The sequence below is a fragment of the Paenibacillus sp. GCM10027629 genome (genome assembly GCF_042676425.1).
In the GTDB taxonomy this organism is placed as follows: Bacteria; Bacillota; Bacilli; order Paenibacillales; family Paenibacillaceae; genus Paenibacillus_K; species Paenibacillus_K terrigena.
Genome location: NZ_JBHTGZ010000012.1, coordinates 112,486 through 125,498 on the forward strand (window position 1 = coordinate 112,486; position 13,013 = coordinate 125,498).

Annotated in this window: 4 protein-coding genes; all 4 read right to left on the reverse strand. The window is 44.7% G+C overall.

The window, feature by feature from the left end; genetic code table 11:
* Window positions 1-96 precede the first annotated feature (96 nt).
* The 4 genes from ACFQZR_RS21180 to ACFQZR_RS21195 all read right to left on the reverse strand — a co-directional run bounded on the left by ACFQZR_RS21180 (window position 97) and on the right by ACFQZR_RS21195 (window position 12,968).
* Window positions 97-6,753, reverse strand: coding sequence for a LamG-like jellyroll fold domain-containing protein (locus ACFQZR_RS21180; protein WP_379349651.1), 6,657 nt, complete (start codon window positions 6,751-6,753; stop codon window positions 97-99).
* Window positions 6,754-6,977: 224 nt separating this feature from the next.
* The gene (locus ACFQZR_RS21185; protein WP_379349653.1) at window positions 6,978-9,164 is read right to left on the reverse strand and encodes an alpha-galactosidase; all 2,187 of its coding nucleotides are present in this window, start codon (window positions 9,162-9,164) and stop codon (window positions 6,978-6,980) included.
* A 106-nt stretch (window positions 9,165-9,270) separates the two neighbouring features.
* Window positions 9,271-11,364 (reverse strand): DUF5054 domain-containing protein, encoded by a 2,094-nt coding sequence (locus tag ACFQZR_RS21190; RefSeq protein ID WP_379349655.1) that lies wholly within the window; start codon window positions 11,362-11,364, stop codon window positions 9,271-9,273.
* Between the two features lie 80 nt (window positions 11,365-11,444).
* Window positions 11,445-12,968, reverse strand: a complete 1,524-nt coding sequence (locus tag ACFQZR_RS21195) for an extracellular solute-binding protein (RefSeq protein WP_379349657.1) — start codon at window positions 12,966-12,968, stop codon at window positions 11,445-11,447.
* Window positions 12,969-13,013 lie beyond the last annotated feature (45 nt).

Consider the following 13,013-nt stretch of genomic DNA (forward strand, 5'->3'; position numbering starts at 1 on the left):
GTAACAAATAAGATCATCTGCACTAGAGCAGACGATCTTATTTGTTAAGCTACTTCCTAGTTTAATTAGAGGGTTCAAAATAATCTACATTAATTATTAAGGTTGTTGAGGATTAAGTTGGTTCATCAATCGATACACAATGACTGCCACTTCTGCTCTTGTCGTAGTAGCATTCGGGCTTATCAAACCTTCTCCTCTGCCTGTAATAATTCCCTCCTGGACTAGTGCCGCCACAGCATCTACCGCATAACCTGCAATGTCAGATGCGTCAGCAAAGCTGTTCAGATCAGATGCCGAGCCATTAGGTTCCCATTTACCGCCAACCTGTAGTGCTCTTACTACTAGCACCATCATGTCCTGCCTAGAGATTTCCTCTTTCGGATTGAACATCCCTTCTCCAGTTCCCTTCGCGATTCCCAGTACTTTCACAATGCCGAGCGCTTCATAGTAGTAATCGCTTTGATCCACATCCTGGAAGTTTTCGCTGATTTCAGCTTTTAAGCCTAGTGCTCTTACTAGCAACGTCACGAAGTCAGCCCTTGTTATCTTTTTACCAGGTTCAAACGTAGTTGCCGAAGTGCCTTTTATAATACCTTGATTGGCCAATGTCTCAATAGCTAACTTAGCCCATGCATGATTGTCGATATCCACAAAGATCGGAGTGCTCGTTTCCGGATCTGGAGATGTAACACCGCCAGATTCTTTTTCGTATCCCGTAACTTCAACCACTGTTGTTTTCCCTTGATAGCTTACCGTTACTTTGGCACTTCCCGTATCGACCACTTTTACGACTCCATTCGCACTTACCGTAATCACGGTTGGGTCCGACGATGTATATGACGCTTTATCGGTTACGATCGTCCGGGTTCCGTCGCTATATTCTGCCGTGACCTCTAAAGCTTGAGTCTGGCCTACTTCCAGTGAATAAGCTTTGGAATCAGTGTTGATTCCCTTTAAAACGACTCCATTTCCTGAGTTTCCTGGGTTTGGGTTACCCGAACTACCGGAATTTACATATACCTCGTACACAGCCTTGTGTCCGCCGTCAGCTGTCATTGCCGTAATTTTAGCTCTTCCTGCGGATACTGCTGTTACCGTTACGCTTGTCGTTCCACTTACCGCATCATACACTGCACTTGAAATAGTCACTACGCTTCCTTCCACCGCATAGGTCACCGTTTTATCCGTTGCGTCGGCCGGACTTACCACTGCAGTTAAGCTATCCGTTGCGCCAATATTCAGTACAGCGGACGTTTTGTTCAGAGTAACTCCAGTAGCAGACACTTGAACTTCGTTAACCGTAACATTGTAGTAGTCTTTGTATTGGCCATCTGCGGTTTCTACTGTAACCGTTGCAGTACCTGCAGACAGCGCCTTCACCGTTGCGCTTGTCGCTCCGTCAGCGCCCAAGATCACATCGGCCAATTCAACCACGTGGTCATTGTCTACCGTGAAAGTTACTTTCTTATTGCTTGCATTAGTCGGCGTTATTGTTGCCACCAAACTATCGGTAGCCCCTACACTTAGCGAAGCAGCTTTCTTATTCAGAGTAACACCGGTAGCAGGCACTGTTGCCGCAAGTACCGTCACTTCATATTCGGCAGTCTGTCCGCCTGCCATTGTAGCTATAACTTTCGCGTTACCCGGAGATACGGCGCTTACCGTTACGCTTGTCGTTCCGCTTACCTCATCGTACACGGCACTTGAAACGGTCACTGCACTTCCTTCTAACGTAAAGGTTACGGTTTTATCGGTTGCATCAGCCGAACTGACCGTTGCGATCAATTCATCCGTATTTCCGACGATCAAAGTCGAAGAGGATTTATTGAGAGAAACTCCTTCTACAGGTACTTGAACGTCGTTAACCGTAACATTGTAGTAGTCTTTGTATTGGCCATCTGCGGTTTCTACTGTAACCGTTGCAGTACCTGCAGACAGCGCCTTCACCGTTGCGCTTGTCGCTCCGTCAGCGCCCAAGATCACATCGGCCAATTTAACCACGTTGTCATGGTCTACCGTGAATGTTACTGTCTTATTGCTTGCATTAGTCGGCGTTACTGTTGCCACCAAACTATCGGTAGCCCCTACACTTAGCGAAGCGGCAGTTTTATTCAGAGAAACTCCATCAACTGCTACTTTGGGAATCGTTGTTACCGACAGCACAGTCACGCTGATGCTTGTTGTCAAAGGTACGTTGTTCGGATTCGTCACACCTTCTGGCAGTGTTACGATTCCACTTACAGCGAAGATCTGCTCCGTCTGTACAGCCGGATCATAGCTTGATGCGTCAACATCCCATGTCACATCAGCGTTCATGCTTGCAAGATCCGTTACCAATTCTACGGTTGCAGGCAATCCAAGATCCGCTGCTGTCTTCGCCGTTCCGTTCACTACCCCTGTAATCGCTGCAGGCGCTGGTATACTCTGCAACTTCATACCTAGCCCGATATTCATCAATTGCGTGACTTGAGCCTGAGTCAACGGACCGTTAAATATGCGAACGTCGTCTAGCAGTCCAGTGTAGGATTCTCCGTAGTCAGCGGATCCCAACATGATTTTACTCGTTACGCTCGGAAGCGGCCCGAGATTCGTTGCATCGCTTGCCACCAGTACACCGTCTACATAGATCTTCATCCCAGTCTTCTGACTGTAGGAAGCTACATAATGATGCCATTGGTTATTGCTGTAGGTCCATGGGAACGACACCGATTTATGACTAGATGATCCATTGGGCCAATAGGCTACTTGAGCTGTACCCTTGTCTGTCAACTGTAGTGCTGTGAAACGATTATCTTGACGGAAAATGCTAGAGTAGCCGTTTGCTGGCTTAGATGTTTTGAACCACAACGACACGGTCTCGTCACCCGTTTGGTTCAACGTTGCGGAAGGGTTGACCTCGACCCTTGCCTTTGATGAACCACCGCTGAATTCAAGCGCTCCGTCGATCTTGCCTGAATTGTTCCAAGTTGGATTGTTAATCAAAGTTCCGTTGTTGCCTTTGCCTGAAGAATCGACAGCGGTTGTACCGGAGCCTTCATTGAACTTCCAATGGGCTACTAGTTCAGTAGGCTTAGCCGTTACGCTAATGCTTGTTGTTAATGACACGTTGCTCGTATTCTTCACAAATTCTGGAAGTGTTGCGATTCCATCAACCGTGAAGGTCTGTTCTGTCATATCAGTCGGATCGTAGCTTGAGGCGTTAACATCCCATGTCACATCCGTATTTATTTTTCCTTTATCCGTTACAAGCTCTATGGTTGTAGGTAATCCAAGAGCCGCCGCAGTCTTTGCCGTCCCGCTCGCTACCCTTGTTATTGCCGCAGGTGCTGTTATGCTCTGCAACGTCAGTTCCTGATCCCCATACATCAATTGCATTACTTGAGCCTCGGTCAACGGACCGTTAAATACGCGAACGTCATCTAATTGTCCATTATATGCCTCTCCGCCGGACACATCGGCTCCAAGTAGGATCTTATTCGTCACTCTCGGAAGCGGACCGAGATTCGTTGCATCGCTTGCCACTACTTTACCGTCGACATAGATTTTCAATCCCGTTTTCTGACTGTAAGAAGAGATATAATGATGCCAGTTGTCATCATTGTAGGTCCATGGAAACGATAATGTTTTAGGTGTGGATGAACCGCCCGGCCAATAGACCACGCGAGCCCGGTTCCCTCCTGCCATCTGAAGAGCTGTGAAACGATTTTCTTGTTTGAAAATGTCGTAGTAGCCATCGGCAGGCTGAGAAGTCTTGAACCACAATGACACCGTCTCATCACCCGTTTGTTCCAAAAATGAGAACGCGTTAATCTCGGCCCTTGAGCCACTGCTGAAAGCAAGCGCTCCCTCGAACTTGCCCAAACTGTTCCAAGCTGGGTTGTTAACCAACTTTCCAGTGTTGCCCTTGCCTGAAGAATCGTCGATGATTGTACCAAATCCCTCATCGAACTTCCAATGGGCCACTAGTTCGGCAGGGTAAACAGTTACGCTATTACTTGTTGTCAAGTTCAGTGTAATGTAGTCAAGGTTTACGTTTCCGCTATCTCCATCATCGTATTTATAAGATATCGTATTAAGTCCGGATTTTAGCGTTACAAGCTCAACCTGGTCGCTCCATGTATCCGAATTTTCCAAGCTCCGCAGGCTAATCTGCCTTAACTTGATGCCGTTCACATACAGGCTGATTGTCTTTGTTGCGCCCGTAGCATTTGCATATCTAAGATCTAGATAATAACTGCGCGTTAACGCTGATGAATTATTTACTGTAAAGGTAGTCGTTGCACCGTTAGAATTGTATCCAGTCACATAACCATTCCCGGAATAATTCTGATGGTCGTTACTTACCACTGCATCTTCCGACAGTGAGGCATCCTCAGCCTCATACTTGTTATATGCCGTTACTGTAATATAATCGAGACTAACATTTCCGCTGTCGTCCGAATCATACTTAAATGCTATCGTATTGTCCCCTGCATTCAGGTTTATCGTCTCAACCTTGTCGCCCCATGTATCCCCATTTGCCAAGCTCGGCAGGCTAATCTGCTTAATCTTGATATCGTTCACGTACAGGCTGATTGTCTTTGCTGCTCCTGTAGCATTCGCATACCTAAGATCCAGATCATAACGCCCTTCTGACGCAGTATTTACTGTAAAGGTAGTCGTTGCACCGATAGAATCGTATCCAGCTGCAAAACCAGTCCCAGAATAATTCAGTTGGTCGTTATCTACCATTGCACCGCCCGCGAGTGAGGCATCCTCGGCCTCATAATTATTATGCTCCACAAATACCCATTGATCGCTCGTCCAATCACCTCCACCTACCTTACCAGATTGCACATAATCGTTCTGAGTGTGTATATGCTGTGAACCATGCTTGCGATTTCTGAGCTGGAAATATCCATATTCGGAGCCGACCGGCATCCAATCCGCACTCCATCCAGATATCGCTCCAGTCTGAACTCGACCGTTATTAGCTTCAATATTCATATAGTTGCCGGTTAACCGATTCCTAAAACGTAAAAATCCATCGTTGTTTTCCAGAACCCATTGATATTCATATCCCTTTCCATCTCCATAACTTACTGTTCCGGAATTGTCATAAAGGCTCTTACCTGTACGCTTACGATTATAGATTTGATAATACCTACCGTCGGAGTCCGCAGGAACAATACTCGGCGGAAGCGTAAGGATTCCTGAGTCTGGTTTCCCATTAAATGTGACGTTTGAAGCATAACTACCTATAGACAAGTTTCCACTTGCGCTATCTGTAACAAGCTTCCCGTCAACTTTCACATTTTCAAAATGTACACCGTCGACATACTCAGTCTCACTTATCCCGCCTACCTGCGACCCTAAGTCATATGGATTAGAAGCATAATTGATATTCTTTAACGTTACATTACTTATACTTCCAGTTGCCTGATTCCACATTTGAAAGGGATATATTTCCAGCATGCTCCCGTATCTTGTACGTTCTATTTCAATATTCTCTAAGAGCACATTATCAACTAAGCCTCCGGCGGAATAAACTCCAATAGTACCTCTTATGCCAGGATATGCATTAGAGTTAATAATGTAGATATCTCTAGCTACATAGTTAGTAGTATCACCAGCGTTAATCATAATACTATGCACTCTCATGCTAGCAACCACGTTATTCTCCCATAAGATGTTACTACTTCTATTGCCAGTCACAAGAGCATCGTCAGATGTTCTAACAAAGCTATTCTTCACTGTCACATCATTATTGTCCATTACAAGCACAATGCCGTCACCTTCATGCATACTGGTGAATCCTTTAATATTGTCTATTATTACATTCGAACTGCCGATTACATTGACGGACTGTCTTTCAGGATTGACGACAACTAATCCTTCAATTTTGACATTTTTCGAATAGAATGCGACAATGCCTGGCATTTCAGGTTGCGTAGCTCTAGCAGCATCCGTAAAATCACCGCACCATTGAGACAAATCAAGTATTCCTCGTCCTCTAATAGTTATATCTTTTTTTATCGGTTTAGTATCCCAGCCAGGCTCATTCAAGTATGGATTGGTTCTAATCTGCGCCTTTACTATAGCACCTGGCGCTAAATAGACTGTTGTTCCACTCGGTACATCTATATAATCCATTGTTGTCTTGTAGTTGTGATTTTGGTGAGCATGTATAGACTGCCTCTTTATTCTGTTATCGTTGGAAAAATCATGAACTCCGGCGTCAAAGTACATGACATTGGGATCATCCGGTGACGGAATGTCCGTATCGATAGGATTTGCAAATATATGCAGCGCACTATAGATATTATCATTTACTTCAAGTACGATGTTTTTAGCTCCGGTCACTGAAAACGTCATCACTTGACCATTAATTTCTGGCTCTATTTCGTATGCCTGAGGCCAAACCTTTGCAGATTTTAATGGACCACCATGATACGTAACCTTCACTTCCACTTCACCTGCAGAGTCAAACATTACAAAACCTGTAGGCATATTGCTATTACCCGGATCACCCGAATCACCATTAAACATTCTTGCTAAATGTGTAAATAAGTTGTTCCAAGTTCCCCCTGGAGTTCTTACCTCTGCCGTAAAAGCTGAATAGCTTGCTGCAGTACCTTCCGGTGGATAAGGATATACATCAAGTTGATTTTGCTCAGCCGCGGAAACAGATTGCGGCAAAGAAATAATTGTAACAATTGTAATCATCAATAGTACCAGGACCAAACTTAATAATTTTTCGCCTTTTCTTTTCACGTTAATTCTCCCTTCTTTTATCTACGATTTGGATCTCCTGAAGCCTTTATATGAAAACGCTTTCTATTTATCGAAATAAAGGATTAGAACAACAGATATAATGTGGTACATCTATTATTTATTCCGATTTCTATACATTTAAGCTAATTCCAATGAAAGCGCTTGAGAGGTTCCACGGTATGGCAACAGCCAAATACCGTGGAACCCCTTCATATTTAAATGCCTCAATCCACACGCTTCAGTCTAAACAACCAGCTTTGGAAATCTCCTGTAAGACTTGGAATGTGAATACCGTTGTACATCAGTTCGTCACCGCCAAGCTGTTGCTTCGTTTCTACAACAACATAATCTACATTCGCGTCTAGTCCCTTTAAGCGTAGGGAATCAAAAGGCTCGAACGGAACTGCCAGAACGCGGCTATATACAACAAGTGCTTCACTCTGATCCTCGCTTACGAACATCCATGCAGCCTCATTGCCTACAAACGGATTCAGCAAGCGGTAATAATCACCGAATTGAACAAGTGGACGTATTTCCTTATACAGGGCAATCTGCTGCTTAGCAAGCTCCTTCTCGTCATCGGTGAACTTGGATATATCCAGCTGATAGCCGAAATTACCGGACATCGCGATATCTCCACGCGTCTTAAGCGAAGTTAATCGCCCAACTTGATGGTTCGGCGCCGCCGATACGTTTGCCCCCATCGCACTGATAGGATAAACGATGCTTGTTCCGTACTGAATTTTCAAACGTTCTACAGCATCCGTGTTATCGCTTGTCCACGTTTGCGGCATATAATAGAGCATACCCGGATCGAAGCGACCGCCACCACCGGAGCAGCTTTCAAATAGAACTTCCGGAAACTTCGTTGTGATTACTTCCAGTACGTAGTAAAGACCCAGTATGTACCGATGAGCCGTTTCCCGTTGACGATGCGGAGGTAGCATTGCTGATCCAATCTCCGACATATTACGATTCATATCCCACTTTACGTATGAAATCGGCGCACTGCTCAAAATGTCTGATAGCATCTGAATGATCGCATCACATACATCCTGACGTGAGAAATCAAGAATAAGCTGGTTACGTCCGAGTGATCTAGCACGATTTGGTACATGCAGACACCAATCGGGGTGACTGCGATACAAGTCGCTGTCAGGCGAAATCATTTCCGGCTCGAACCATATACCGAACTGGAGTTCAAGCTTGCGTACACGCTCAACCAAATCCTCAAGGCCGTTCGGTAGCTTTCTGCTATTGACAAACCAATCCCCTAACGAGCTCTTGTCGCTGTCCCGCTTACCGAACCAACCATCATCGAGCACAAGTAGTTCGATACCGAGTTCTTTACCTGCCTCTGCAATTGATTCAATCTTCTCAGCAGTAAAGTCAAAATACGTTGCTTCCCAGTTATTCACTAGAACAGGGCGCGGCTCATCTCGGAACAATCCGCGACAAATGCGCGAGCGGTACAATTTATGATACGTACGCGACATCCCACCAAGACCTTTATCCGAATAAACAAGCACAGCTTCTGGGGTTTGGAAAGCTTCGCCTGGTTCAAGATGCCAACTAAAATCGAATGAATTGATACCAATCGACACACGCGTACTATTAAACTGATCCACCTCAGCCTGGGCGATAAAATTACCGCTATACACTAAATTGAATCCATATACATCGCCGTAATCCTCGGTCGCGTCCTTAGAAAGTAACGCCATAAACGGATTATGCTGATGTGAGCTGGAGCCGCGACGGCTCTCGATGGACTGCATGCCCTTCATCAACGGCCTTACCTGAACATGCCGCTCACGCGACCATGAGCCTGTCAAGTCTAGCATATCCATTCGATCATGAGGAAAATCAACGCTAGCACTGAACGCCCGAAGTAGCTTCAACGGTGCTTGACCTTCATTCACAAAGCGAACGGAACGTGCAATGGCGTCGTATTGTGTAAATGCCGTATAAGACAGGATTACCTTCAATCCTGTTACTGCATCGCGAAGCGTAATTTCAAGCGTTTCTGCTTCATTGTCCGTTTCAGTATAAGTTGCAGGAAGACCCTCAAGACGTGGCTTTCCAGGTGTAATCGTATGGGATTCATAGCGTAAATCACTAATCGTCGATCCGTTTTCCAATTGAATTTGATAGGCTGGCACACGAAGATCGCCATTTCCGTATGCAGGATATTCAACAGGCGTCATATCTAGTGTAAATCCTCCATCCGATCCTTCAGGCGTTGGGCTGAAGGATGGGTGATCGAAATATCGAAGCTCTTGAGTTTGGCGACGAAGCTTACGCCCCCAATAAATGTGCGCAAGGTAACCGCCATCCAAAATTTTAATCATATAGCTTGTTTGATTAGCTTGCAGGTTAAATACACGAGTCGATGCATCATATGAAATGCTCATAAAAGGTACCTCCGTAATGTTGTCATGAATAAGAACAAAGTAGTATGCCGATTTATGAAGCATGTTGTACTTGCTCAAGAAAGGCCTAATATCAGGCGGGTTGATCCTAGGACATCCGATTCGACTGTAATGTCAAGCGGAATCGAAACTTCATATCATCCTCGAACCACATCGGGAAGTTAGTACCCCAAGTGTTATTGTGCAAATTAAAATGAAAACCTCCAGCAAGTGGAGCAAACGTATTGTCTAATTGCAGTAATCGTCTTTCACCTGGGCAAACGACTGGCGCATCCAATGTTTCAATGACAATACTTCCATCTGCACCTTCATAATAAAGCCCCGTATTGACAGCATGCATATTCCGATTACCGTTCTTGACGACCGCTAACGGCGAAATCCGTGTGCCTAGTTTGTCCATCGTCCATTGATTCGGACTATCAACGTAAGGGACAAATGAGAACCAGCTCGCTTCCGGCAAACGACATGCTGATTTCTCCATCCAATTCAATTCAACATCGATGCTACAATCGTTATGATGGAATGTGTATACGATCTCGAGCAGTTGAGGTGCGCCATAATGCTCGCTAGCATCGATAGGCATTTCCAATTGGACCCATACTTTGTCGGCCTCTACTAACCTTTCCAATTGAAGCTTTCTTAGCACTGGACGGTACTGTTTATGCTCCGGAGCAGGCTTTGCATATTCCATCCCGGGCTTAGTATGATCGGGAACCGCCCAAATATAATTTTTCTTCATGTCAATCGTATATTCCTTAATATAGCGTTCGTAGTTTTCTTGTCCGAACGTTTCATAACGGTAGACAGCCAACTTATGTTCATCATTTGCCCATACTTTCCCATTACGATCAACCAATTGATCAATAGAACCGTCAGAATCAAAGCTAACTTGAAATTTCCCTAATGTATAGCAGCGGTTCATTTCAAGTTGTTCTATGTTTTCAGCGTCTTTGGCACGATCTGAATCGACAACGTTCAAACTGTCTAACGCTTGTTTGGCTTCAAGTTGTAATTCCGAGCTTAGTGCTGACAGCGCCTGATATAGATATGCGCGTTGCTCCTCCCATGAGCTTTCAAAGAACGAATAACTGCGCTCTTCTACTCGTTTAAGGCGATTAAACGTATCATAATGGGGACCTTGAACCGTTTCATCACTAAACTGATCCTTCAATCTTGCCGCCTTAAAATCCACCGCAGAGTAATTTACGTAATCCGCCAAATATGTTTTCTCATCCAACCCCCAAGTATGCTCTGCAATCAACAGGAGACGATTACAGAACTTGCCGTAACTTTCACCATTTGGATCTAGAGAACCCTTATCAACCCATTTATCTCTTAATCGAAGCAGTTCCCGGTAGTGTGCAACTTTTAACGGATCGGAAGCCGTACCCTGGATCCACGAATCACCTATTTCCTCGCTAACGACCGGAAGCACATGCTTACATTCCAGCAACTTTTCGGCGAATGCGTCCAGTGTTGACGCAGCAATTTCCGCACCCGGGTATTCAGTTTGCAATTGTCTGTACAGCTTCTCTATATCTTCTAAGGAAGAAGGACCGTTATTATCGCCTGTGTGGGCAAAATAGAGTGCATCCTCAAGTCCCTCCACTTCCAGAGCTTGACCATAATCACCGGCATAGTTAACGATTAGCTCAGAACCATCGTTGGCCTTCCAAATAAACACACCTGGAACGGATGGAGCCTTGCTAGAGGGATTTACGCCGATATGCAAATAGCGAATGCCGTAGTTAGCTAATAAAGGTACGATGCCGATCGTATGTCCTGGAACATCGGTCATTTTCGCAGCAATCGTCTTTTTCCCAAACTGTTGATCCAGCTTTTGGGAAATCGATAAGCCATATTCAAACAGTGATTTATCCATCAATTCTGTATGAGTTGTAAAAGGAAGACCATGCCAGGCAATGTCTCCTCTACTAATCGCATGCTCCATTTGGATGCGTTGCTCTTCAGGCGCGTTTTGTAAATATTCTTCGATCATCCAAGATCCAACTGTCCAAATAAATTTTGAACGTCCGTCATCGCCTGTCATACGTTCAGACAATGATAAGGCTTGCGGGATAAATGTATTCATGTACTTGTCAACCACATTAGCCGCAAGATCGGTAAACCCAATATCCAAATGCGTTTTAAAAATAACATGTACTTTTTTAACTGTAGTCATAAATTCAGCTTCCTTCCTTTATTTCTTCACATAATCGAGCCCGAGTCTGGACAACCGGACTCGGGTCATATTCATTTCATTTATTTCTGTTCTGACAAGTAAGCATCCAGTTGTTTTTGATATTCATTAAGAACCTTGTCGATTCCGGCATCTTTCAATCGCTTCAGCAACTTTTCTTTAACCGAGGAGTATTCCACAAGGCCGCTATACAATTGGACCTGATATTCTTTAACAATGGCAGTTACTTTGGCTAATTCGTTCTTCACCGGCTCAGAATCTACGCTAAAACCGATTAAATCGGTTTTAACGGCCCCGTTATCCCAATTCTTAATAACATCCAATTGCGCTGGAGTAATGTTCTTGCTGAACTTGGCGTATCTCATATCCGTCCAAGCCCAACTGATCGGCAGGTATTGCTTGTCGTTCGCGATTCCATCGTAGGAAGCGCTGTTGCCGTCTAACTTATAATTTATGCCTTCTACGCCGAGGGAGATCAGGTTATAGTTTTCTTCGTTGCTGTGAAACCAGTTCATGAATTGAACCGCCTCTCTAGGATGCTTGCTCGTCGAAAATACGGCCATTAAGTTGTCTACGGAGTTGAAGATGTATTTCGGTTTATCGGATTGGAATTGAACGAATTCGATTTCCGCTCCGGGTACACTCGCCACTAAACCATCAATGGTCTCTGTAGGACGGAATAAATTCGATGCTATGGCAGCAGTTTTGCCTTTACCGAAATCTTCCTTCGCCGCGATAGGATCTTTCGGGGTGTATCCTTTGTTATACCATTCATGGGCCTTGTTAACTAAATTAGCGAATGCTTCGGATTCATAAAGATTTTTGAACGTTAAGGGCTGTTGCGTAACATCAATGTAGAAGAAGCTATTGAATAGGTCTCCGTTCGCGTAATAACTAGGTAAGTATTCCCGACCGAGTCCAGTCGTGTTGATGCCTAATGGGATCATTGTCGGTTCGTTCACTTTCACGGCTTCCAAATATTTCTCGAAATCTTCGACCGTTTTGATTTCCGGAAGGTTGTATTTCTTGCGCAAGTCGCCACGAATCTGGAAAGTATCATTATTTTGCGCGACGGGTACTACCCGAGGTATCGCATAGATTTTCCCGCCAATTTTGGCGCCTTTCCAGACATAGTCTGGCGTGCTCTCCTTTAATTGTTGTCCATCGCTATCCAAATACTCATCTAACGGCAATAATATGTTCTTGGCTACGCTTGACGGCAGATTTGCAATATGGGACCATGTCAAATCGAAATCTTCTCCGCCAGCGACGATTAAGCTTTGTTTATTCCAATACGTATCCCATGGAACAAAAGTATAGTTAAGCTTAATGTTAAGGCCATCGGCTTTCATTTTCGTTGCAACCGCAGCTGATACAGCATCCAAATCTTTCGGAGGATCTCCCGGGAATAGAATTTTTAACGTTACTTCTTCCCCTGAGGGCGTTTGTTCAGTGGTCACGGGGGATGATTCCGATGGTGCTGCTCCTTCATTTTTATTGTTATTACCGCCACAACCCGAAAGCATCGTTATTGCTAGAATTGCCGTAAGACCAATACCGACTACCTTTCTTTTTTTGGTTTTCATACTTTCGCTCCCTTTGTATGTGTCTCATATATGTTGTCCGGCTTT

Bases quoted from the DNA above. Each gene is read 5' to 3' on its own strand.
- ACFQZR_RS21185 (WP_379349653.1), bottom strand. From the start codon at position 9,164: ATGAGCATTTCATATGATGCATCGACTCGTGTATTTAACCTGCAAGCT.
- ACFQZR_RS21190 (WP_379349655.1), bottom strand. From the start codon at position 11,364: ATGACTACAGTTAAAAAAGTACATGTTATTTTTAAAACGCATTTGGAT.
- ACFQZR_RS21195 (WP_379349657.1), bottom strand. From the start codon at position 12,968: ATGAAAACCAAAAAAAGAAAGGTAGTCGGTATTGGTCTTACGGCAATT.